Origin of the sequence: Polaromonas glacialis (assembly GCF_000709345.1) — a bacterium.
GTDB lineage: Bacteria > Pseudomonadota > Gammaproteobacteria > Burkholderiales > Burkholderiaceae_C > Polaromonas > Polaromonas glacialis.
The window spans coordinates 1,538,229-1,560,515 of the sequence record NZ_KL448323.1; the positions used below are offsets into that span (position 1 = coordinate 1,538,229).

18 protein-coding genes and 1 pseudogene are annotated in these 22,287 nt (G+C 63.4%); 3 read left to right on the top strand and 16 right to left on the bottom strand.

Going from position 1 to position 22,287, the window contains the following annotated elements; genetic code table 11:
* Positions 1 to 29: 29 nt before the first annotated feature.
* The 3 genes from EC86_RS0107700 to EC86_RS0107710 are packed head-to-tail and all read right to left on the bottom strand — an operon-like array spanning position 30 to position 2,495.
* Positions 30 to 827 carry an ABC transporter ATP-binding protein gene (locus EC86_RS0107700; protein ID WP_029525088.1) on the bottom strand — a complete coding sequence of 266 codons (798 nt, stop codon included), beginning with the start codon at positions 825 to 827 and terminating at the stop codon, positions 30 to 32.
* 49 nt (positions 828 to 876) lie between these two features.
* Entirely contained in the window at positions 877 to 1,659 is a 783-nt protein-coding gene (locus EC86_RS0107705; protein ID WP_029525089.1) for an ABC transporter permease, read from the bottom strand.
* Positions 1,659 to 2,495, bottom strand: a complete 837-nt coding sequence (locus EC86_RS0107710) for an ABC transporter permease (protein ID WP_036772926.1) — start codon at positions 2,493 to 2,495, stop codon at positions 1,659 to 1,661. The genes EC86_RS0107705 and EC86_RS0107710 overlap by 1 nt, the downstream gene beginning before the upstream one ends.
* 147 nt (positions 2,496 to 2,642) lie before the next feature.
* Between EC86_RS0107710 and EC86_RS0107715 the strand changes: the two genes are divergently transcribed.
* A complete protein-coding gene (locus EC86_RS0107715; RefSeq protein WP_029525091.1) occupies positions 2,643 to 3,680 on the top strand; it encodes a LacI family DNA-binding transcriptional regulator in 1,038 nt (345 codons plus the stop codon).
* A gap of 50 nt (positions 3,681 to 3,730) precedes the next feature.
* Here EC86_RS0107715 and EC86_RS0107720 read toward each other — a convergent pair whose 3' ends face one another.
* From EC86_RS0107720 to EC86_RS0107755, 8 genes are all read right to left on the bottom strand, one after another.
* The gene (locus EC86_RS0107720; protein ID WP_029525092.1) at positions 3,731 to 4,480 is read right to left on the bottom strand and encodes a sulfite exporter TauE/SafE family protein; all 750 of its coding nucleotides are present in this window, start codon (positions 4,478 to 4,480) and stop codon (positions 3,731 to 3,733) included.
* 117 nt (positions 4,481 to 4,597) lie between these two features.
* Complete coding sequence (locus tag EC86_RS0107725; protein WP_036771969.1) at positions 4,598 to 6,334, bottom strand: L-aspartate oxidase; 1,737 nt, start codon at positions 6,332 to 6,334, stop codon at positions 4,598 to 4,600.
* Positions 6,331 to 6,942: a fumarate hydratase C-terminal domain-containing protein gene (locus EC86_RS0107730; protein ID WP_029525094.1), complete on the bottom strand. Its 612-nt coding sequence runs from the start codon at positions 6,940 to 6,942 to the stop codon at positions 6,331 to 6,333. The genes EC86_RS0107725 and EC86_RS0107730 overlap by 4 nt, the downstream gene beginning before the upstream one ends.
* A gap of 11 nt (positions 6,943 to 6,953) precedes the next feature.
* The gene (locus tag EC86_RS0107735; protein ID WP_029525095.1) at positions 6,954 to 7,829 is read right to left on the bottom strand and encodes a fumarate hydratase; all 876 of its coding nucleotides are present in this window, start codon (positions 7,827 to 7,829) and stop codon (positions 6,954 to 6,956) included.
* 17 nt (positions 7,830 to 7,846) lie between these two features.
* Positions 7,847 to 8,839, bottom strand: coding sequence for a tripartite tricarboxylate transporter substrate binding protein (locus EC86_RS0107740; RefSeq protein ID WP_029525096.1), 993 nt, complete (start codon positions 8,837 to 8,839; stop codon positions 7,847 to 7,849).
* 62 nt (positions 8,840 to 8,901) lie between these two features.
* A complete protein-coding gene (gene sdhC, locus EC86_RS0107745; protein WP_029525097.1) occupies positions 8,902 to 9,258 on the bottom strand; it encodes a succinate dehydrogenase, cytochrome b556 subunit in 357 nt (118 codons plus the stop codon).
* Complete coding sequence (locus tag EC86_RS28675; protein ID WP_051676131.1) at positions 9,255 to 9,545, bottom strand: hypothetical protein; 291 nt, start codon at positions 9,543 to 9,545, stop codon at positions 9,255 to 9,257. Before EC86_RS28675 ends, sdhC begins: the two co-directional genes overlap by 4 nt.
* A 62-nt stretch (positions 9,546 to 9,607) precedes the next feature.
* A complete protein-coding gene (locus EC86_RS0107755) occupies positions 9,608 to 10,324 on the bottom strand; it encodes a succinate dehydrogenase/fumarate reductase iron-sulfur subunit (RefSeq protein WP_029525099.1) in 717 nt (238 codons plus the stop codon).
* Positions 10,325 to 10,449: 125 nt separating this feature from the next.
* Here EC86_RS0107755 and EC86_RS0107760 point away from each other — a divergent pair, with 125 nt between their 5' ends.
* Positions 10,450 to 11,346 (top strand): LysR family transcriptional regulator, encoded by an 897-nt coding sequence (locus tag EC86_RS0107760; RefSeq protein WP_029525100.1) that lies wholly within the window; start codon positions 10,450 to 10,452, stop codon positions 11,344 to 11,346.
* Positions 11,347 to 11,417: 71 nt separating this feature from the next.
* On the opposite strand, the pseudogene tnpC reads toward EC86_RS0107760, so the two are convergent.
* From tnpC to aceE, 5 genes and pseudogenes are all read right to left on the bottom strand, one after another.
* A pseudogene (gene tnpC / locus EC86_RS25990) lies at positions 11,418 to 12,305 on the bottom strand (IS66 family transposase); the annotation flags it as partial.
* 142 nt (positions 12,306 to 12,447) lie between these two features.
* The gene (gene lpdA / locus EC86_RS0107770) at positions 12,448 to 14,319 is read right to left on the bottom strand and encodes a dihydrolipoyl dehydrogenase (RefSeq protein WP_029525101.1); all 1,872 of its coding nucleotides are present in this window, start codon (positions 14,317 to 14,319) and stop codon (positions 12,448 to 12,450) included.
* A complete protein-coding gene (locus EC86_RS0107775; RefSeq protein ID WP_029525102.1) occupies positions 14,316 to 14,906 on the bottom strand; it encodes an Ntn hydrolase family protein in 591 nt (196 codons plus the stop codon). Before EC86_RS0107775 ends, lpdA begins: the two co-directional genes overlap by 4 nt.
* The gene (gene aceF / locus EC86_RS0107780) at positions 14,903 to 16,627 is read right to left on the bottom strand and encodes a dihydrolipoyllysine-residue acetyltransferase (protein WP_029525103.1); all 1,725 of its coding nucleotides are present in this window, start codon (positions 16,625 to 16,627) and stop codon (positions 14,903 to 14,905) included. The genes EC86_RS0107775 and aceF overlap by 4 nt, the downstream gene beginning before the upstream one ends.
* A 44-nt stretch (positions 16,628 to 16,671) precedes the next feature.
* On the bottom strand, positions 16,672 to 19,407 hold the full coding sequence (gene aceE, locus EC86_RS0107785; RefSeq protein ID WP_029525104.1) for a pyruvate dehydrogenase (acetyl-transferring), homodimeric type: 2,736 nt from the start codon (positions 19,405 to 19,407) through the stop codon (positions 16,672 to 16,674).
* A 281-nt stretch (positions 19,408 to 19,688) separates the two neighbouring features.
* On the opposite strand from aceE, the gene EC86_RS0107790 reads away from it, so the two are divergent.
* Entirely contained in the window at positions 19,689 to 22,241 is a 2,553-nt protein-coding gene (locus tag EC86_RS0107790) for a PAS domain-containing sensor histidine kinase (protein WP_029525105.1), read from the top strand.
* The last annotated feature ends 46 nt before the right edge of the window (positions 22,242 to 22,287 follow it).

A 22,287-nucleotide genomic window follows, 5' to 3' on the forward strand; every position in this document is an offset into this window, starting at 1 on the left:
TTTATGAATGGCCAATGAAAAATTGATACTCAGTGAACGGCGCCAGCATGCTGCTCGCGCAGCAGTTTCCAGATATGCGTGCGCAGGTGAACGAACGAAGGCTGGTCCATCACGTCTTCGATGCACGGCAAGCTGTCCCAGCCTTCAGCTACACGGACGGACTTGATGTCGATGATTTCCCGAATCGTGCCGGGCCGGCGCGACATCACCACCACACGATCGGCCAGGTAAACCGCCTCCTCCACCGCATGGGTGATGAAAAGCACGGTACGGGGATGGCGGCGCGCCAGGCGCACCAGTTCTTCCTGCATCACGACACGGGTCTGCGCGTCGAGCGCGCCAAAAGGCTCGTCCATGAGCAATACCTTGGGGTCCAGCACATAGGCCCGGGCAATGGCCACCCGCTGCTGCATGCCGCCCGACAGCTGGTGGGGAAAGGCCTTTTCGTAGCCCTTCAGGCCCATCAGGTCGATGTACTGCTCAATGCGCTTTTTCCTCTCTGCCGAGTCAATGCCCAGGGAAAGCAAACCAAATTCAATATTGTCCCAAACGGATTTCCAGGGAAAAAGGGCAAATTGCTGAAACACCACCGCCCGGTCCGGTCCGGGCCGCCTCACCACTTCGCTGTCCACCATCACCTCGCCGCCTGTCGGATGCTCCAGGCCGGCCGCCATGCGCATGCAGGTGGTCTTGCCGCAGCCTGAAGGCCCGACGATGGCCACGAACTCGCGGTCGCCCACTTCCAGATTGACACCTTTGAGCGCAACAAAGTCCTGGCCCCCCTGGCTGAAGGTTCGCTCGACATTGTTGAATTGAATGTTGGCCATAAGCATCCTTTGTTGACTGTTGTTGACTCGGAGGGTGTACCGGCCGGGCTCACAGGCCGCGGCGTGTTTCAATGGTCTGCTGCAGGCGGCGCAGCAGCACGTCGATGACCAGGCCGACCAGGCCGATGGCAATCATTCCGCTCATCACGGTAGCCGTGGAAAGGCCCGCCTGGCCCTTGACCATCAGGTAGCCCACGCCGCTGGACGCCACGATCAGTTCGGCGCCCACCAGCGACTGCCAGGCCAAGCCGGCCGAGATGCGCAGGCCCGCGACGATGGAAGGCACGGCCGCCGGCAGCATGACCTGGGTAATGCCCCGCCATGGCCCTGCGCCCAGCATGCTGGAGGCTTCGATGTATTTGCGGTCCACGTATTTGGCGCCGCGGTAGGTGTTGATCAGCACTGGCGGCAGCGCGCCCATGAAAATGATCAGCACCGGCCCGCCGATGCCGGTGCCAAACCAGAGCGCAGCGAACGGCACCCAGGCAATCGGCGCCACAAAGCGCACGGCTTCAAACAAGGGCCCCACGATCCTGTCAACCCAGGCAAACCAGGCCATCACGAGCCCCAAAGGGATGCCGACCATCACCGCGAGGGTAAAGCCCATGGCAAACCGCTGCAGGCTGGAAAGCAGATGGACTTGCAAGGTGTAGCCGGCAAACGGCTCGCGGGTCAGCTGAATCAGCCGCTCGATGATTTCCCAGGGTGCGGGCAAAAAGGCATGCGGTACCCAGCCGGACAGGGCCATAGCGGACCACAGGAAGATAAAACCGGCGGCGCCCGCAGCGCTCAGTGCCCAGAACCGGACGGGCGGCAAAGGTGGCTGCAGCATTACAGCGTCCTCCAGGGCATTGCCTTTTTCTCAAGCCAGCCCAGGGCCAGCGTCATCAGCCAGCCGCACAGGGCCACGCTGATCATCCCGACCAGGATCATGGGCGGGTAGATGTCTTGCGAGCCTTGGTTCAGGATCTGGCCCAGGCCGGCAATCGCGCCCACCAGTTCTGCGGCGACAAGCGTGGTCCAGGAAGCCTGCAGCGACAGCCGCAGACCGGTGAAGATGCTGGGCAGCGCACCGGGAATCAGGACTTCTTTCCAGTAGCGCCAGCCCTTGATGTCGAGCATGGCGCTGGCTTCGAGCAAGGGCTGGTCGATCTGCCGCACGCCGCTGAAGGTGTTGATGACCGACGGCACAAAGGCCGCAACGAAAATCACCATCACCTTGGCAGCGTCGCCCAGTCCCAGCCAGACAATGGCGAGCGGAATCCAGGCCAGCGGTGGAATGGGACGCAGGAACAGGAAAACCGGATTTGCCAGCGCCTCCACCGTGCGGCTTGCGCCCATCGCCAGTCCAAGCACCACGCCCAAGGTGGAAGCCACCACGAATCCCATGGTCACCAGCCGCACGCTGCGCAGTACATGCTCATGCCAGCGGGCATTGCTGTAGCCGTCAAACACGATTTGCTTCCAGGCCGCCAGCGTTTCAGCCGGAGCAGGAAACCGCATGTTCGAAATCAACCCGGTGGCATCGGTCAGCAGCCACCAGACCAGCAGCAGCCCGGACAGCGCTGCCATGACCTGCAAGAGCCCCCGTGCGACCGGATGCAGGCGCGCACCCGTGCGATTCAGGCCGCTGGCGGCCAGGGGGTGAACGGTTTTCGCAGTTGTCACCAAACTCTCCTTTGTTGACTTGTAAGCGCTTACATTATTTGGCATCACACTAAAATCTGTCAATTGGTATAAATCGTTAAATTATCAGTGTTAACCCGGGGTTTCAGCCACGAAAGCACACCCTGTAAGCGCGTACATTCTGAACCTATGACTACTCCTGAAAACAACCACCCCACCACGGACGATGTCGCGCGCATGGCGGGCGTTTCGACCGCCACGGTGTCACGCGCCCTGAACCGCCCGGAATCGGTCAGCGAAGCCTTGCGCAAGAAGGTCAATGCGGCAGTGTCGCGCCTGGGCTATGTCCCGCACGCCGGCGCACGCGCGCTGATGCTGCGCCGTTCCGGCACGGTGGGCGCGGTGTTTCCGACCGTGGACAACGCCATCTTTGCCGCAGCGATTGATGCGCTCCAGCGCCGGCTGGCGCAGTCGGACATCCAGCTGCTGATTGCCACCAGCGGCTATGACGCGACCAGCGAGATGCGCCAGGCCATCAACCTGGTGACTCGGGGCACCGATGCGCTGGTGCTGTGCGGCTTGTGCCAGCACCCTGAGTTGCTGCGTTTCATGCAGCAGCGCAACCTGCCTTGTGTTCATGTGATGGTGCATGAGCCTGACGGCAAGCACATCAGCGTCGGGTTTGACAACGTCGCGGCCATGGCCCAGGCGACGCAATATCTGATCGACCTGGGACACCGCCACATCGCCATGCTCGCCGGCGTAACGCAATTTAACGACCGTGCGCTGCAGCGCGTCGAAGGCGTGCGCAGGACAATGCAGTCGGCAGGACTGGACCTGCCCCCCGAGCGCCTGGTGGAACGCGCCTACGCGCTGGCCGATGCGCGCCAGGGACTGCGCCAGTTGATGGCCCATGAGCCGGCGCCCACGGCGGTGATCTGCGGCAACGACGTGCTGGCGTTTGGCGCCATGCTGGAGGCAGCCAGCCTGGGCCTGCAGGTTCCGCACGATCTGTCCATCGTGGGTTTTGACGATCTGGAGATGGCTCGCCACCTCCAGCCGGCCTTGAGCACCGTGCAAGTGCCCACTGAATCGATGTGGAGCACGGCCGCAGACCGGCTGGTAGCAGCCATCCGGGGTGAGCCCTTGCAGCGCAGCACGAAAATCGACGTGGCGCTCGTGGTGCGCCAGTCCACCGGACCGGCTCCTGCAGGCAGGCCCGGTTGAAAAACGGAAGGCGCCATCACCCACAAGGCGCGTCATGCGCGATGTACCTCTCATGACAGGTTCAGTCCGCGCCAAATCAGGCTTGAACTGCCTGCAATCAACAGCAGCCACACGGCCTGTACCGCGCGCTTTGCGGGCATGTGCGCATGCAGGTGGCTGCCGGCCACGTAGCCCAGCAGGGCGCAGGGAAGCAGCGCAAACGCTAGCGGCAGCAGCCCTTGCTGGCGGTAAAAACCGCTGCCGGTGAAAAGCACCAGGCGAACCAGGGCCGTTCCGAAAATCAGCACGCCAATGGTCGCCCGCATCACCGTTTTGTCAGGCAGGCGCCTTGCCAGGTAGATCATGTAAACCGGTCCGCCCGTGCCATACAGCGCCGTGAATGCGCCGCCAATCATGCCGGCGGGCACGGCCCACCCTGGCGACACCGGCACGGGCACGGCCTTGCTCAACAGGCTCCAGCTGGCATATCCCAGCACGAAAACGCCCAGCACCAGCAGCAACCACCGTTCGCTGGCATGCACCAGCACGGTCACCCCGACCGCCATGCCCAGCAGCAAAAATGGCAGCAGGCGCAGCAACTCTCGCCGGTCCAGGTGCTTGCGGTTTTTCAAACCCAGCAAGAGGCCGGCAAAAAGATCAAACACCAGCATCATGGGCACGGCAAACCGCAGCGGGAAAAAGTGCGCCAGCAGCGGAATGGCAATGATGGCCGCGCCAAATCCAGTAAGGCCGTAGACCGTATAGGCGACCGTCACGATCGCGGCAGCACTCAGCAGGGTGATCCAGGGAAGGTCTAGCATGCGCCGCCCGCACTGCACCCAGCCGAGCGCATGCCAGATACCGCCACGCGTTTGAAGCAGATATCCATGCACGTGCGCACAAACGCGTTCAGCATCCGGGCCACTGTTCGACGTCCCTCACCGAACAACGTCCAGCACTTCATCCAGGATGGTCTGTCCAGGCACGACGCGGGTGAAATGCACCGGCTCACGGCGCATCGACAGCATTTGCCCCGCCTGGGTCACGGTGATGTAGCTGGAGCTTGCCAGCTCTCCGGTGTGGGGATGGTCTTCCCGAAAGTGCGCACCGCGTGAATCTTCGCGGGCCAGTGCGGAGGTGGCAATCACACGACTCACGGCAATCAGGCTCTGGAGATTGAGCCAGTCTTGCCAGCTCAGGTTGAAGGCGCGGTCGCCGTCGGCCACGCCGGTGCTGGAGAGCCGCGCATCCAGTTCAGCCAGCGTGACCAGGGCGCGCTGCAAGCCTTCGGCGGTGCGCAAGATGCCAACGTCCTGCCACATGCAGTCGAACAGCGCTTCGCGAATCGATTCCAGGTTGCCGGGCGGATGGGCGAACGGCGCCAGATGCCAGGCAACGCTTTGCGCGATGGACGCTTCATCCGGGTCGCGCAGGCGGCCCTGTCTTTTGACCCAGGCAGCCATGCTGTCGCCGGCAATGCCGCCGAACACGGTGGAATTGGCCACGCCGTTGCCTCCGAGCCGGTTCGCGCCGTGCACACCGCCGGTGTCCTCGCCAGCGGCAAACAGCCCGGTCAGCGCCGTGGTGCAGTCGGCCTTGAACACTACGCCGCCCATCATGTAGTGGGCCGTCGGCACCACTTCCACCAGGCCGCCCGCCAGGTCAAAGCCGCAGTCGCCGCAACGCTCGACCATGCCCTTGAACTGCTTGCGTACGTTCTCGGTCCCCAGGTGCGACATCTGGATGTACACGCCGCCGTTGGGCGACGTGCGGCCGGCCCGCATCTCGGAAAAAATGGAGCGCGACACGATGTCGCGCGTGGCGCGTTCAAGCCGGGGGTCGTAGCGGTCCATGAAGCGCTTGCCGTCGCCATTGAGCAGGTAGCCGCCCGCGCCGCGCAGGCCCTCTTCCAGCACGGTGCCGGTCATGCGGGTGCCGGTGCCGGCGAGCAGGCCCGTGGGGTGGAACTGCACCATTTCCATGTCGCGGACCGGCAGACCGGCCCGCAGCGCCATGGCCAGGCCGTCGCAGGACTTGTCGCCCGAGGGGGTGTGGTATTTGTACATGGTCGGGCCGCCGCCGGTGGCGAGCAGCACAGCCTTGGCCTGCACGAAAACGAAGCCGCCGTCCTGCATGTTGATCATCAGCACACCGGCCAGGGCGGTACCGTCGGCCGTCTTGATCAGCTCGACCGCGCGATGCTCCTCCAGCCGGCCAATGCCGCGCGACCAGACCTGCTCGGACAACCTGTTGATGATCTCGATGCCGGTCAGGTCACCCTTGTGCACGGTGCGGTCGAAGGTCTGGCCGGCAAAGGCTTTCTGGTGCACGGTGCCATCGGGGTTGCGGTCAAAAAAGCAGCCGAGTTCGTTTTCCAGCTCGTGCACCCGCTCGACCGCCTTGGTCACCAGCGTCCAGGCCAGATCCTGGTCGGACAGCCACTTGCTGCCCTCGATGGTGTCCATGAAATGCCGCTCGACCGAATCGCCTGCGGCCAGCGCGACGTTGTAGCCGCCCTGCACCATGCGGGTACAGCCGCATTTGCCGAGCAGGCCCTTGACGGCAACGGTGATCGACAGGTCGGGCGCCGTCTGGTGCGCATGCAGGGCGGCAAACAGGCCGGCGCCGCCGGAGCCCAGGATCAGGATGTCGGTCTGCAGTCGTTTGATGTTCATGCCTTCACTCCCAGGCTGGCCAGCACTTCAGCCCTTTTTCCGGCCATGCTGTGCTTGAGCTCGTCATACAGGCTGCCGCCATGGCTGTCCATGGCGACCAGCAGCGGGCCGAAATCGCGGATGCGGAATTTCCAGAGCGACTCGGGGTTCAGGTCATCCATGTCGACGTCTTCGATCTGCTTGATCCAGGTCGTTTCCAGCGCGGCGGTGCCGCCGACGATGGCCAGGTAGACGCCGCCCAACTCCTCGAAGGCGGACAGCGAGCCGTCGCGCAGGCCGCCCTTGCCGATGACCATGCGCACGCCGTAGTCGGTCATGAGCGGCCGGGTGAAGCGCTCCATGCGGTCGGAGGTGGTCGTGCCGATGCAGATCGGCCGGTAGCCTGCCGGGTACTCAGCGGATTTTTCAACCTTCTGCACATTCGGCGCGGTATGGATCACGGCATGGCCGTCCATGTCGAAGCGGGCCTGGCGGCCGTGGTCGAACATGTGGATCTGCGTCGCATCGCGGATGCCGAACAGCGTGGTATGCAGGGTGACCGTGTCGTTGATGCGCAGCTGACGGATTTGCGCCTCGGTGACCGGCGTGGAGAGTTCGTGATGCGCCATGCTGAAATTCCTTAAAAGCCGTAAGTCACGCCCGCAGGCGTGAACGTTGCGCGGGCGCGCCGCGCCGAATGGCACTGCATGTTGACGGCGATGGGATTCATCGTGATGTGCGTCGAGGCCAGTTCGATCTGCACCGCGAATGCCGTCGAGTCGCCGCCCAGGCCCTGCGGCCCCACGCCCAGCTGGTTCACCGCGGCAGACAGCGCCTCTTCCAGTCGGGCGCCCTCGGGGTCGCTGCAGCGGCTGCCCAGTTCGCGGGTGGCCGCGCGCTTGGCCAGCGCCATGCTCAAGTCGGACGTGCCGCCCAGGCCGACGCCGACGATGGTCGGCGGGCAGGTCTTGCCGCCGGCCGCCAGCACGCAGTCGATTACAAAGGTCTTGATGGCGTCGATACCTTCGGCCGGAATCGCCATCTTCAGGAAGGAATTGTTTTCCGAGCCGCTGCCCTTGGGGATCATTTCGATTTCCAGCAGGTCGGGCGTCTGGCTGAAGTCAATGTGGATGACGGGCACCTCGATGCCGCAGGACGTGTGGTTGTTCTTGCGCGTCAGCGGATGCACGACCGAGGAGCGCAGCGGATGCTCGCGGGTGGCGCGCTCGCATCCGCGGCGTATTGCCTGCTTGAGCGCGTGGCCGTCCACCTGCACGTTCGAGCCGATCAGCAGGTTGTAGATGGGAATGCCGGTGTCCTGGCACAGCAGGTTGTCAGTGGCTTCCGCCACCTGGATGTTCGTCACCATGGTCGCCAGCACGCTTTGCGCCGTGGCGGCCGTTTCCGTGCGGGTCAGCCGGTCCAGCCCGGCCTTGACATCGGGCGGCAGCATCTTGAGCGCGCGGATGTACAGCGTCATGGCGGCGTCTTCCACCGCTTGCAAATCAATCTTCATAGGGGTTCTTCCTCGCGTCAGTTGGTGGTGATATTGCGGTTTTTCACCACGGTGGCCCAGAGCCTGGACTCGGCATCCATGGCCTTGGCAAATTCGGCAGCCGTGTTGCCCACCGGGGTCATGCCCTGCACGTACAGGCGCGCCTTGGTGTCGGACTCGGCCAGCACCTTGGCGGTGTCGAGCTGTATCTTGGAAAGAATCTCCGGGGGCGTGCCGGCGGGAGCCAGAAAACCAAACCAGCCGGTGTTTTCAAAGCCCGGCAGGCCGCTTTCTGCCACGGTGGGGACGTCGGGCAACTGCTCTGAGCGCTTCTTGCCAGTCACGGCCAGCGCGCGCAGCCGTCCCGGACCCAGCAAGGCAGAGGCCGCTGCAAAGTTGCCCACCATCATCTGGATCTGGCCCGCAATCAGGTCGTTGTAGGCGACCGCCTCGCCCCGGTAAGGCACGTGCTTGACCTCGATGTGGGCCGCATCGGCAAAGTTCTCACCCGCCAGATGCACCTGGCTGCCCACGCCGGCCGAGCCAAAGTTGAGCGCGCCGGGCGTTTCCTTGGCCAGTGCGATCAAGTCCTTCACGCTCTTGACCGGCGAGCGGTCAGGCACCACGAGCAGCATCGGCCCGCTCGCCACATTCGTGACCGGCGCCAGGTCCTTCTTGGTATCAAAGGGCATGCGCTTGTAAATGTGCGGATTGATGGTGATGCTGCCCGAGGCCATCAGCAGCGTGTAGCCGTCGGCCTGCGATTTGGCCACCAGGTCGGCGCCCAGGTTGCCGCCTGCCCCGGCGCGGTTTTCGACAATGATCGGCTGGCCCCAGAGCACCGAAAGCTTCTGGCCGATCATGCGTGCGACCACGTCGGTGGAGCCGCCCGGCGCAAAGGGAACGACCAGGCGCACCGGCTTGGCGGGCCAGCGCTCCTGCGCAGTGGCGGGCAGGACGCTCCATGCGGCAGCCGTGACGACGGTCGCGGCAAAAACGCGGCCCAGGGCTGAACGTCGGTTAAAGGTCATATCGTTGTCTCCTTGTTATGGAAAAACAGGCTTTTCGCACAGCCTGAAAAAGTCAGGAAAAGTCAGGAAAAAAGTGCCAGGGCGAAGGCCATTCCGGCGGCGGCGGCGAAACCCGCCGCGCCTGCAATCCAGTCCTTGCGCAGTCCCGAGGCGCTGCCGAATTCGATCAGCAGCAGGCGCACGCCGCCCATCATGTGCAGCGCCAACAGCACCACCAGGCCCCATTCGGCAAACTTGAAAAGGCCCTGGTCGGCAAACCGCAAAAAACCGTCCAGGGCGGCAGCCCCGTGCAAAGCCTGGCCCAGCGCCCAAAAGTGCAGCGGCAAGAAGGCCGCCAAGCCCAGGCCCGAAAGGCGATGCAGCAAAAAAGCCCAGTAGGCCGGATGCGCGCGGGCGCGCTGGTCGTTGCGGCGCTTCATGCCGCCACCACCGCAACCACGGCGCGCAGGCCCATCACGAGCAGCAGCAGCCCGAAGGCCCGCGAGAGCCACAGCGCGGCGCCGTCCCCCAGGCCCCACCATTCGCGGGCGATGTTGGCCACGCCCACCGGCACATGCACCGCGCAGGCCACGACGAACAGCGCGTAAAACGCGGCGAAACCCCAGCTGCCCTGCGTGCGGCCCAGGATTTCACCGGCGCTCAGCCCGCCGCGCACCACGTAGATCATGACCGCCAGATGCACCAGCACGCACAGCGCCAGCACCATGGCGCTGATGCGCTGCCAGTACCAGCGCCTGGCCTGCGCCACCCCCGATGCGTGTGCGGCGCTCACAGCTCGCCCCGCACGGCCGCCCTGGCCACCTTGCGCTTGAGGCCGGCAATCGACAGCGTCGGCGCGAGCTGCTTGGGGCAGCGCTCGGTACAGGAACCCTGCGTGTGGCAGGAGTGACAGCCCGCGTCGCCAGCCACCGCACGCAGCCGCTCGGCCTGCTGCACATCCCGCACGTCATTGGCCAGCGTCCAGGCGCGGTTGAGCGCCGCCGGACCCAGGTAATCAGGCCGCCAGCTCACCACATCGCAGGAGGCGTAACAAATGCCGCAGCCGATGCATTCAATGCCGGCGTCGGCCGCCTTGCGTTCTTTCGAAGCCGGTTCGACCCGGGCAAAAGACTCGTGGCGGGTCAGTTCGCCCTTGAACTGACCCTTGGCGCGTGCCCATTTGTCAAAGAACTCACTCATGTCGGTGGCGAGATCCTTGATCACCGGCAAGTTCGACAGCGGCGCGATTTCCAGTTCGCCGTCTGGCGCCACCTTGGAAATGTGCGTGCGGCAGGTCCAGCGCGCCTTGCCGTTGACGGTCATGGCGCACGAGCCGCACATGCCCACGCGGCAGGCAAACCGGTAGCTCAGCGAGGGTTCCAGATGGCGCTGGATATAGGTCACCACATCCAGCACGGTCTGGCTTTCGTTGCGGGGTACCTCGTAGGTCGTGAACCCGCCGACCTCTTTGCCGCGCCACACCTTTACGTTGAGAGTTTTATGCATGGGCTTATTTTTGATTCAGCCAATAGAAAATAAAAGCTAGTAATAATTTGTTTAAGATCAATTATTTATTTATCTCGCGCTGATCCTCGGCAGACACCCAACCATCCAGGAAACGGCAGACAAGCATGCGTTCAATCCGGACCTTTAAGACCTTCCTGGCGGTGGTCAAGCACGGCAGCTTCGCTGCGGCCGGCCATGCGATCGGCCTGACCCCCGCAGCCATCGGCCTGCAGATACGCGGCTTCGAGGAGGAGTTGAACCAGCAGGTGTTTGACCGCACCGCGCGCTCGGTGGTGTTGAATACGGCCGGCCGCAAGCTGGTCCCGGCCATCGAGGACCTGGTGCAGCGTTACGAGGCGATCACGACCGGCACGGACACCGACGAACTGTCGGGTACGGTGGTGATGGGGGCGCTCATCTCGGCGCTCATGGGCTCGTTCGCGGATGCGCTCTGGACCATCAAGAAGCAATATCCCCGCCTGGAGGTGCGGCTGCTGGCGGGCCAGTCGGATGACTTCACGCGCAAGGTGGCGCATGGCGAACTCGATGGCGCGGTGGTGATCCGGTCGCCGCACGCGCTGCCGCCCAGCCTGATCTGGACACCGCTGTACCGAGAACCGATGGTTTTGATCGCACCGCGCCGTCCGCATTTCGACCTGCCGGACGACCCGCTTGAGGTGCTGCGCCACTGTCCGTTCATCCGCTTCGACAAGAGCACCTGGACCGGCTACCTGGTCAGCGAGGTCCTGCGGCAGTGCAGTGTCAGCCCCACCGATGCGATGGAGCTCAATTCCTTCGAGGCCATCATGGAAATCGTGCGCCAGGGCTTTGGCATGGCCATCGTCCCCAGGCTTTCCAACGTGGACTGGTCGCGGGACCGGGGGCTGAAGATCATCCCCCTGCCCTGCGTGGTGATCGAGCGCGACGTCGGCCTGCTGGAGCGCACCAGCCATCTGCGAACCGGCTTCACCGATGCGATCAAGCAGTATTTCATCGCCCACAATGTACGGACTCGGCGGTAGGCACTTATCGCCTTATGGAGGCATGCGCTGCGCTTTGTCCATTCAAGCTGGATAAGCGGCGTGCGAAAGCAGCCCGAGACCTTTTGCTTGACCTTGGGCATGCACACGGCGCGCTCGGCCAAGTTGTTGGTGAACGGCACGTTGGCCTGTGTCATGAAGCGCCAGACATCGTCGGTGTAATCGCGCAAGCGGCCAATCAAATTGGTGGCCTTGCCTTGCCTGGGCCGGCCGCGTTTGCACGTTGACGCCACTTTGGGGTGCGCTGTCGGTGCCTGGGCGAGGATGGTGTTATGCAGCTCACGCAGGTCGCGTACCTGGGCTTGGTATGTCTAGCCCGTGTACTTGGGGCCATCGCCCTGAGCGCAGTTGACGTGGTGCAGGTGGCTGGCATGCGTCAGCACCTCGATCATGTCGCCCGCCCCGGCTTGGCCGTGCTCCTCGAGCAGGTAGGTCAACTCACGCAAGTGGTGGGCATTGCACAGGGTGTGCTGGCAAGGCAATGCCTTGCAGGGCATCCAGCCGTCATGCACCAGCACGCCCTGGAATTGCCCGAGCAGCGCCAGCGCTTCAAAAGCTTCGGCGCCGCGCTCGGGGTGGCAGCCCAGCCACGTCAGCGTGTCGGTGGCCAGCACATGGAGCCAGTGCAGCTTTTTGGCCACACGCATGCCGGTCTCGTCGGCATGCACCACGGCTGAGGCCACCACCGCCTGGCCGATGGCTTGTACCATGAGGCGCAAGAGGTCTGCACCGTCCAGGCCCGCCTTGTCCACCGTGGCCTGACTGACGCTCAAGCCAAAGAAGTCTTGCATCAGCGCGGCGGTGCGCTGCACCGGCACGGCGTGATTCTGGTTGAGATGGACCATGGCCGCTTGCGCGCGGGGGCCGTATTGCACGCCCGGGTTGACGCCGCCAGGAAACGCGCCCGTATGGACATGGCCGCAGCGGCACACGGCCCGCATGGCGCGGTGCTCGGTCACTTCAAACGCCAGCAGCGGCAAATCAAGGACCTGGCGTGTCTCGCCCACACAGGCCACAGGCAGCTTGCGCTGGCAGGCCTGGAACTGCCGGGGAACGTCGAGGAGTTAGTAGTGTTTTAGCAATTTACTTGCGCGCCGGCGGCAAATCGGTGCAGCTGCCGTGCGCCACTTCCGCCGCCATGCCGATGCTCTCGCCCAGCGTGGGGTGTGGGTGAATCGTCTTGCCAATGTCCACCGCGTCGGCGCCCATCTCGATCGCCAGCGCAATCTCGCCAATCATGTCGCCGGCATGCGTGCCGACCATGCCGCCGCCCAGGATCTTGCCGTGGCCATGCGCCTCTGGGCTGTCGTCGAACAGCAGCTTGGTGAAGCCTTCGTCGCGGCCGTTGGCAATCGCACGGCCCGACGCGGTCCAGGGAAACAGGCCCTTCTTGACCTTGATGCCCTGCGCCTTGGCCTGGTCTTCGGTCAGGCCGACCCATGCCACTTCCGGGTCGGTGTAGGCCACGCTCGGGATCACCCGGGCGTTGAAGGCGGCGCTGGCCAGTTCCTTGTTGCCCTGCAGTTCGCCCGCAATCACTTCGGCGGCCACATGCGCCTCATGCACCGCCTTGTGCGCCAGCATCGGCTGGCCGACGATGTCGCCGATGGCGAAGATGTGCTTCACGTTGGTGCGCATCTGGATATCCACCGGGATAAAGCCCCGGTCGGTCACGCTGACGCCGGCCTTGTCGGCGGCGATCTTCTTGCCGTTGGGGCTGCGGCCGACGGCCTGCAACACCAGGTCGTAAATCTGCGGCGCAGGCGCGGTCCCGCCCGGCTCGGCGCTCTCGAACGTCACCTCGATGCCGGCGGGCGTCGCCTTGGCGCCTACCGTCTTGGTCTTGAGCATGATGTTGTCAAAGCGCGGCGCGTTCATCTTTTGCCAGACCTTGACCAGGTCGCGGTCGGCGCCCTGCATCAGGCCGTCGAGCATTTCCACCACGTCCAGGCGGGCGCCCAAGGTGCTGTACACCGTTCCCATTTCCAGGCCGATGATGCCGCCGCCCAGGATCAGCATGCGCTTGGGGACTTCCTTCAGCCCCAGCGCGCCGGTGCTGTCCACCACGCGCGGGTCTTCGGGCATGAAGGGCAGGCGCATGGCCTGGCTTCCGGCGGCGATGATGCAGGTCTTGAAGCCGATGGTCTGCTTTTTGCCTGTTTTTTCCTGCGACGTGCCGCTGGTTTCCTCGACTTCGAGGTGGTTGGCGCCGGCAAAAGCGCCGTAGCCGCGCACCACGGTGACCTTGCGCATCTTGGCCATGGCGGCCAGCCCGCCGGTCAGCTTGCTCACCACCTTGTCCTTGTGGCCGCGCAGCATGTCGATGTTGAGGGTGGGCGCGCCGAAGTCAACGCCCAACGCGGCCATGTGGCTGACCTCGTCCATGACGGCGGCCACATGCAGGAGGGCTTTCGACGGAATGCAGCCGACGTTCAGGCAGACGCCGCCCAGCGCGGCATAGCGCTCGACCAGCACGACCTTCAGGCCCAGGTCGGCCGCGCGGAAAGCGGCCGAGTAGCCGCCAGGGCCGGCGCCCAGCACCAGCAGATCGCAGTCCAGGTCAGCCGTTCCGCCAAAGCTGGCGGCGGCCGGTGTTGGCGCTGCGGCAGCAGATGCTACTTTTTCGGGAGCAGCTGGTGCAGGAGCAGATTGCGCAGGAGCCTGTTTTGGTGCTTCAACCGGAGCGGCGGCCGCGCCTGCGGTGCCGGCGACTTCCAGCGTCAGCACGACCGTGCCCTGTTTGACCATGTCGCCGAGCTTGACTTTGATCTCCTTGACCACGCCGCCTTGCGACGATGGGATTTCCATGGAGGCCTTGTCGCTTTCCACGGTGATCAGGCTTTGCTCGGCCTTGATGGTGTCGCCGGGCTTGACCAGCACTTCGATGACGGAGACTTCGTCAAAGTCGCCAATGTCGGGCACCTTGATGTCGATGAGGTTTACAGAGGCACTCATGGGGAGGCTTTCAGTTTGAGGGTGAATACGTCAATCAGTCCGCCGGAATTCTTGTCGAACTCGCAACCGGCGTTCATTCCGGCCATGGCCACCTCGCGGGCAGTCCTGGCCTTGGGCCAGCTGGCGTGCATCGCGCCCAGCGCAAAGCTGCGGCCCGAGCCCACGCCCCAGAATTCCTTGAATTCAAAGACTTCACGGTAGCTGTACAGGCCATAAATGCCGGTGGCGTTGGCAATGAGCACGGTGAACTGGCTGGACTCGTAGGGGTCGTTGTCGTCTTCCTTGCTCTGCAGGAAAAACGATTCCTTCAGCAGGGAATGCAGTTTGAGGAAGGTGTCGAACACCTCCTCGCGGTTGTTCAGCCGGAGTTCCTCGGGGGGCAGCGTCGACATGGCCTTGCGCAGCACGGGAAAGTGCGCCACGGTGCCGGCCATGCCGATGTAGCTGGCGCCTTGCGGCGTCTCGACCTTGAAAATCTTGCTGTTGGCTTCAAAGCGGTGGCTCAGGCGGGTATCGCCAAAGGTCACGAGCGTGTCGGCGGCCATCACCACCTGACCCGCTTTCTTGACCACCACCAGCGTTGTCACAGGAAGATTCGGCGGAAGTCCGCCAGCACCTGGCCGAAATACGCATTGAAACGCGCCGCCGCCGCGCCGTCGATCACGCGGTGATCCCAACTGAGCGACAGTGGCTGCATCAGGCGCGGCTGGAAGGCCTTGCCGTCCCAGACCGGCTCGATCCGGCTTTTGCACACTCCCATGATGGCGACTTCGGGTGCATTGATGATGGGCGTGAAGTAGCGCCCGCCAATACCGCCCAGCGACGAGATGGTGAAGCAGGCGCCCTGCATGTCGGCCGGACCGAGCTTGCCGTCGCGCGCCTTCTTGGCCAGTTCACCCATTTCCTGCGAGATCTGGATGATGCCTTTCTTGTCGGCGTCCTTGATCACCGGAACGACCAGGCCGTTGGGCGTGTCGGCAGCAAAGGCGATGTTGAAATACTGCTTGAGCACCAGTTGGTCGCCGTCGAGCGAGGCATTGAACTGCGGGAATTTCTTGAGCGCGGCCACCGAGGCCTTGATCAGGAAGGCCAGCATGGTGATCTTGACCCCTAGCTTCTCGTTTTCCTTGTTCATCTGCACGCGGAAGGCTTCGAGTTCGGTGATGTCGGCATCGTCGTGGTTGCAGACGTGCGGGATCATCACCCAGTTGCGGTGCAGGTTGGCGCCGCTGATCTTCTTGATGCGCGACAGCGGCTGGCGCTCGACCGGGCCGAACTTGGTGAAATCGACCTTCGGCCAAGGCAGCAGGTCCAGGCCCACGCCAGTGCCACCGCTTGCAGCAGCGGCGGGCGCGGGCGCCTTGGCTGCCTGCGCCTGGGTGCGGGTGTCGCCGGCCATCACGGCTTTGGTGAAGGCCTGTACATCGTCCTGCGTGATGCGGCCCTTGGGACCGGAGCCCTTGAGTTCGGCCAGCGGCACGCCAAGTTCGCGGGCGAACTTGCGGACCGACGGCGAGGCATGCGGCAAGCTGCCCTGCGGCGCGACCGTGGGTTCATGCGCGGGCTGAGACTGGGCGGCTGCAGCGGGCGCAGCGGCGCTGGGCGTGGGCGTGGGCGTGGCGGGCGCCGACGCGGTGGCGGCTGGAGACGACGCTGCGGGCGCCGCTGCTGGAGCGGGCGCAGCGGCAGCCGCCGCAGGCGCGGCCGATCCTTCCAGAATCGCCAGCAGGTCACCAATATTGACGGTGTCGCCCAGCTTGACCTTAAGTTCCTTGATCACGCCGGCGGTAGAGGACGGAATTTCCATCGATGCCTTGTCGGACTCCACGGTGATGAGCGATTGCTCGACCTTCACGGTGTCGCCCGTCTTGACGAGCACCTCGATCACGACCACATCCTTGAAGTCGCCAATGTCGGGAACCCGCACTTCGACCGGGCCGGCCGCTGGCGCAGCAGCTGGAGCCGGTGCCTGGGCGGCAGGCGCCGGCACCGATGCCGCTTCTGTTTTAGGAGCAGCTTGTGCAGGAGCAGCCTGCGCAGGAGCCTGTTTTGGCTCTGATTCCGCAGCGCCGGCGACTTCCAGCGTCAGCACGACCGAGCCCTGCTTGACCTTGTCGTCGAGCTTGACCTTGATCTCTTTCACCACGCCGGCGTGGCTGGACGGGATTTCCATTGAAGCTTTGTCGGATTCCACCGTGATCAGCGATTGCTCGGCCGTCACGGTGTCGCCCGGCTTGACCAGCAGTTCGATGACGGTGACTTCGTCAAAGTCACCGATGTCAGGGACTTGTATATCTACCAATGCCATGTTCTTGTCTCCGTTTGCTTGCGTCTTGGACTGAATTTTTTACGTCAAGCGTAAAGCGGATTGATCTTGTCGGCATTGATGCCGTACTTCTGGATGGCTTCGGCCACCTTGGCGACCGGCACCGTGCCTTCTTCGCTGAGCGCCTTCAGGGCCGCCACGACGATGTAGTGGCGGTTGATCTCGAAGTGCTCGCGCAGCTTGCTGCGGAAATCGCTGCGGCCAAAACCGTCGGTGCCCAGCACCTTGTAGGTGCGGCCCTTGGGAATGTAGGAGCGGATCTGTTCGGCATAGGCCTTCATGTAGTCGGTCGAAGCGATCACCGGGCCGGCATGGGCCTGCAACTGGTCCTCGACAAACGAGGTGCGCGGCGTCTCCAGCGGGTGCAGCAGGTTCCAGCGTTCGGTGTTCTGGCCGTCGCGTGCCAGTTCGTTAAAACTCGGGCAGCTCCAGACGTTGGCAGACACGCCCCACTCTTTTTCCAGCAGTTCCTGCGCCGCAATCGATTCGCGCAGGATGGTGCCCGAGCCGAGCAGTTGCACGGTCGGCGCCAGCTGGGGGCCTTCCTTGCACAGGTACATGCCCTTGATGATCTGCTCTTCGGTGCCGGGCTTGAGGCCGGGCATGGCGTAGTTCTCGTTCAGCAGCGTGATGTAGAAGTACACGTTTTCCTGCCGCTCGACCATGCGCTTGAGGCCGTGGTGCAGGATGACACCGACTTCGTGCGCGTAGGTGGGGTCGTAGCTGATGCAGTTCGGAATCGTGCCGGCCAGGATGTGGCTGTGACCGTCTTCATGCTGCAGGCCTTCGCCGTTCAGCGTGGTGCGGCCCGAGGTGCCGCCGAGCAGGAAGCCCCGTGCCTGCATGTCGCCCGCCGCCCAGGCCAGGTCGCCAATGCGCTGGAAACCGAACATCGAGTAATAAACATAAAACGGCACCATGATGCGGTTGTTGGTGCTGTACGACGTCGCCGCCGCGATCCAGCTGCTCATGCCGCCGGCCTCGTTGATGCCTTCCTGCAGGATCTGGCCCTTCTTGTCTTCCTTGTAGTACATCACCTGGTCTTTATCGACCGGGGTGTATTGCTGGCCGGCAGGGTTGTAGATGCCGATCTGGCGGAACAGGCCTTCCATGCCGAAGGTGCGGGCTTCATCGACCAGGATGGGCACGACGCGCGGACCCAGTGCCTGGTCACGCAGCAACTGCGTCAGGAAGCGCACATAGGCCTGGGTGGTCGAGATTTCGCGGCCTTCGGCGGTCGGCTCCATCACCGCCTTGAAGGTTTCGATGGCCGGCACGGTGAAGTGCTCGTCGGCCTTGGCGCGGCGGTGCGGCAGGTAGCCGCCCAGCGCCTTGCGGCGTTCGTGCAAATACTGCATTTCAGGCGTGTCGTCGGCCGGCTTGTAAAACGGCAGCTCGGCCAGCTGGCTGTCGGGAATCGGAATGTTGAAACGGTCGCGGAAGGTCTTGATGTCCTCGTCGCCTAGCTTTTTGGTCTGGTGGACATTGTTCTTGCCCTCGCCGATCTTGCCCATGCCAAAACCCTTGACGGTCTTGATCAGGAGCACGCTCGGCTGGCCGGTGTGGTTGACGGCCGAATGGAAGGCGGCATAGACCTTTTGCGAGTCATGCCCGCCACGGGTCAGCTTCCAGATGTCGTCGTCGCTCATCTTGGCCACCATTTCCAGCGTGCGCGGGTCGCGGCCGAAGAAATGCTTGCGCACATAGGCGCCGTCGTTTGCCTTGAACGACTGGTAATCGCCGTCGTTGCATTCCATCATGATCTTGCGCAGCGCGCCTTCCGTGTCGCGGGCCAGCAGCGGGTCCCAGCCAGAGCCCCAGATCAGCTTGATGACGTTCCAGCCGGCGCCGCGGAATTCGCCTTCGAGTTCCTGGATGATCTTGCTGTTGCCGCGCACCGGGCCGTCGAGCCGCTGCAGGTTGCAGTTGATGACGAACACCAGGTTGTCGAGCTTTTCTCGCGCGGCCAGGCCGATGGCGCCTAGCGATTCGACCTCGTCCATTTCACCGTCGCCGCAGAACACCCAGACCTTGCGGTTTTCAGTGTTGGCAATGCCGCGCGCATGCAGGTATTTGAGGAAACGCGCCTGGTAGATCGCCATCAGCGGGCCCAGGCCCATCGACACCGTGGGGAACTGCCAGAAATTGGGCATCAGCTTGGGATGCGGATAGCTCGACAGCCCCTTGCCATCGACTTCCTGGCGGAAATTGAGCAGCTGCTCCTCGCTCAGCCGGCCTTCAAGGTAGGCGCGGGCATACACGCCGGGCGACACATGGCCCTGGATATAGAGGCAGTCGCCGCCGTGGTTTTCGCTCTCGGCATGCCAGAAATGGTTGAAGCCGGCGCCAAACAGGCTGGCGAGCGAGGCAAACGAGCCGATGTGGCCGCCCAGGTCGCCGCCGTCAGCCGGATGCAGCCGGTTGGCCTTGACCACCATGATCATGGCGTTCCAGCGCATGTAGGCGCGCAGGCGCTGCTCGATCAGCAGGTTGCCGGGCGAGCGCTCTTCCTGGTCGGTCTCGATGGTGTTGACATAACCAGTGGTGGCCGAGAAAGGCATGTCGATGCTGTTCTGGCGGGCATGCTCCATCAGTTGCTCAAGCAGAAAGTGGGCGCGCTCGGGGCCGTTGTTGGCAATGACGGCGGACAGCGCATCCATCCACTCGCGCGTCTCCTGCGTGTCTTTGTCCTGTATGGACTCAAGGGAAGCACCCGCTGGGGGAATTCCGGTCGGCTGGGTCTCGTCTGGGTTGGCTGCCATTTTGTCTCCTGGAAAAATTTTTTCGCTTGTTACTTTGAACCCATGCAAGGCGTCGTTCAGCCTGTCTGGGCCGCGTCTAGGACGTGTTTTAAACCGAATTTAGGTTTAAGTTCCTAGTTTCTCACAATTATTTATTAATTTCAAATTGTGCGTATTGATTTTATATTATGAAAAAATAGAAAATACCAGAAATGATGCATGCCCACCTTACATTGAACTTATGAATTCGCACCCGACTCTGTCATGCGGCTCTACTTCATCTAAGATGGTCAGTTTTTCCCATGTCCCAGTTTCCGCTTTCCCCCACCTCCGACGCCACGGCCAGCCCCGCGTCCATGGCGCTGTGGCGGCGTTGGTGGCGCAAGCAGTCCCCGTCGCGCCAGGACCGCTTCATTGCACTGGGGCCGCTGTTTGCCGTCATTCTTTTTCTGGCGGCCGTGATCGCCGCCTTCGCCTACCTGCGCATTGAAGAAATAGACCGCGAACAGCAGGCCGTCACCCGCGATGTCGAATATGCCCAGCAACGCCTTCGGCTGCGGCTGCTGGAACGGCAGGAGCAACTGATGCGAATCGGCCGGGACGTCTCCAATAACGAGATCGACGCCGAAGAATTCGTGATTCAGGCCGAAGCCCTGGTCAACCAGAATCCGGAATTGATGGCCGTCAGCTGGATCGACAACCGGCGGCGCATCAAGGCTTCGTATGTTTCGCCGAGTGCGAACTCCATCGGGTCGCGCACAGTCGGCGAGCAGCTCAAGCTAGGCGAAACCGACGGCACTTACGAACTGGCACGCGACCTGCGCCAGCCGGTGTATTCGCGGCCGCTGTTCGTGCAGGACACGCGGCGTTCCAACGCCGCGAGCCTGCAGCTTCAGGTTCCGCTGGACGAGCAGGGAAAGTTTGCCGGCGTGATCATGGGCGAGTATTCGGTGGACGGGCTGCTGCGCTTTGGCATTCCGACCGAAATCACGGCCAAGTATGCCGTTGCCCTGGTGGACGACAAGGAAACGGTACTGGCCGGCAACCTGCCGCCGGCCCGCGACGGCGCGGCGCGGCTCCTGCCCTGGACCGAAGACGCGGCCAAGTACGAAATTCCGGTGTCGCCCGTGGGCAATGGCCTGTTGATCCGGGCCGAAGGCTACCGCGCCTCGCAGGGCGTTGTCGGCAGCGGCTTTTTCTGGCTGGTCAGCGCGCTCAGCGCCCTGACCGTGTGGATGCTGATCGGCAACTGGCGCCATACCCGGCGCCGGGTCCAGGCGCAGGAAGCGCTGCAGACCGAAACCCATTTCCGGCGCGCGATGGAAAACTCGATGCTGACGGGCATGCGCGCGCTCGACCTACAGGGCCGCATCACCTATGTCAACCCGGCTTTTTGCCAGATGACCGGATTGAACGAAGACGAGCTCGTCGGCTGCACCGCGCCATTCCCGCATTGGCCCGAGTCGGAAATCACCACCCTGATGGGCCGGCTTGACGACGAACTGCACGGCCGGACGCCGGCCGGCGGTTTTGAAGTGCGCGTCAAGCGCAAGAACGGCAACACCTTTGACGCACGCCTGTATGTGTCGCCGCTGATTGACCCGCACGGCCAGCAGACCGGCTGGATGACGTCGATGACCGACATCACCGAACCCAAGCGCATCCGGGAAGAACTCACCGCGTCCTACGAACGCTTCACCACGGTCCTTGAGGGACTGGACGCCGCCGTTTCCGTGGCGCCGATGGGCAGCAGCGAGCTGCTGTTTGCCAACCGGCTGTACCGTTCCTGGTTTGGCGGCCAGGCGTCAAGCCATCTGAACCTGGTGGCGCAGGTCGGTGTGCCCACCGTCAAACCGTCGGGCGATGCCCTGGATGCGGTGGACGGCATGGCCGGTTTTCCGACCGACTCCCTGACCGATGCGCAAACGGCCAATGCCGAGATCTTCGTTCCCGAACTGGGCAAATGGCTGGAAGTGCGTTCACGCTACCTGACCTGGGTCGATGGCCGGCTGGCGCAGATGGTGATTGCCACCGACATCACGCCGCGCCGCCATGCCGAGGAGCAGGCCGCGCAGCAAAACGAACGCGCGCAAAATGCCAGCCGCCTGATCACCATGGGAGAGATGGCATCAAGCGTGGCCCACGAACTGAACCAGCCGCTGACGGCCATCAACAACTACTGCAACGGCATGGTGTCGCGCATCAAGGCCAACCAGATCAGCAACGACGACCTGCTGGTGGCGCTGGAGAAAACCGCCAAGCAGGCCTGGCGCGCCGGGCAGATCATCCAGCGCATCCGCGCCTTCGTCAAACGCAGCGAACCCAACCGCTCGGCGGCGGAGGTGGCAACGCTGGTCAGCAATGCCATGGAACTGGCCGAAATCGAGCTTCGGCGCCATCATGTGCGGCTTACCCACCACATTGCCGCCCGCCTGCCCGACCTGATGGTGGACCGGATTTTGATCGAGCAGGTGCTGATCAACCTGATGAAGAATGCGGCCGAATCGATTGCCCAGTCGCACCGGCCCACGGCCCAGCGCAATGTCGAGTTGCAGGTCATCCCGAAGCAGATCGACGGCCAGAGCGTGGTGGAATTCTCGGTGCTCGATTCCGGCCAGGGCCTGTCGCCCGAGGTGATGGAACGCCTTTTTGAAGCCTTCTATTCGACCAAGGCCGAAGGCATGGGCATTGGCCTGAAACTGTGCCGCAGCATTGTCGAGTCCCACCACGGCAGACTGGAGGCGGTCAACCTCTACAATGGCGACGACGTCGTCGGCTGCCGGTTCACCTTCTGGATTCCGGTAATACCATTGACATCACCGGCAGCGCCTGCCACCGATACCATTGCCGCCTGAGCCGCGAACAGTTCCTAGAAAAACTCCACCATTTCCATTCCAGTTT

Excerpts from the sequence above, each read along its gene's own strand:
- sdhC (WP_029525097.1), bottom strand. The coding sequence starts at position 9,258 with ATGAAGCGCCGCAACGACCAGCGCGCCCGCGCGCATCCGGCCTACTGG.
- EC86_RS0107700 (WP_029525088.1), bottom strand. The coding sequence starts at position 827 with ATGGCCAACATTCAATTCAACAATGTCGAGCGAACCTTCAGCCAGGGG.
- aceE (WP_029525104.1), bottom strand. The coding sequence starts at position 19,407 with ATGGCAGCCAACCCAGACGAGACCCAGCCGACCGGAATTCCCCCAGCG.
- EC86_RS0107760 (WP_029525100.1), top strand. The coding sequence starts at position 10,450 with ATGCGTTCAATCCGGACCTTTAAGACCTTCCTGGCGGTGGTCAAGCAC.
- EC86_RS0107715 (WP_029525091.1), top strand. The coding sequence starts at position 2,643 with ATGACTACTCCTGAAAACAACCACCCCACCACGGACGATGTCGCGCGC.
- EC86_RS0107735 (WP_029525095.1), bottom strand. The coding sequence starts at position 7,829 with ATGAAGATTGATTTGCAAGCGGTGGAAGACGCCGCCATGACGCTGTAC.
- EC86_RS28675 (WP_051676131.1), bottom strand. The coding sequence starts at position 9,545 with ATGGTGCTGGCGCTGTGCGTGCTGGTGCATCTGGCGGTCATGATCTAC.
- EC86_RS0107790 (WP_029525105.1), top strand. The coding sequence starts at position 19,689 with ATGTCCCAGTTTCCGCTTTCCCCCACCTCCGACGCCACGGCCAGCCCC.
- EC86_RS0107705 (WP_029525089.1), bottom strand. The coding sequence starts at position 1,659 with ATGCTGCAGCCACCTTTGCCGCCCGTCCGGTTCTGGGCACTGAGCGCT.
- EC86_RS0107755 (WP_029525099.1), bottom strand. The coding sequence starts at position 10,324 with ATGCATAAAACTCTCAACGTAAAGGTGTGGCGCGGCAAAGAGGTCGGC.
- EC86_RS0107720 (WP_029525092.1), bottom strand. The coding sequence starts at position 4,480 with ATGCTAGACCTTCCCTGGATCACCCTGCTGAGTGCTGCCGCGATCGTG.
- aceF (WP_029525103.1), bottom strand. The coding sequence starts at position 16,627 with ATGGCATTGGTAGATATACAAGTCCCTGACATCGGTGACTTTGACGAA.
- lpdA (WP_029525101.1), bottom strand. The coding sequence starts at position 14,319 with ATGAGTGCCTCTGTAAACCTCATCGACATCAAGGTGCCCGACATTGGC.
- EC86_RS0107730 (WP_029525094.1), bottom strand. The coding sequence starts at position 6,942 with ATGGCGCATCACGAACTCTCCACGCCGGTCACCGAGGCGCAAATCCGT.
- EC86_RS0107740 (WP_029525096.1), bottom strand. The coding sequence starts at position 8,839 with ATGACCTTTAACCGACGTTCAGCCCTGGGCCGCGTTTTTGCCGCGACC.
- EC86_RS0107725 (WP_036771969.1), bottom strand. The coding sequence starts at position 6,334 with ATGAACATCAAACGACTGCAGACCGACATCCTGATCCTGGGCTCCGGC.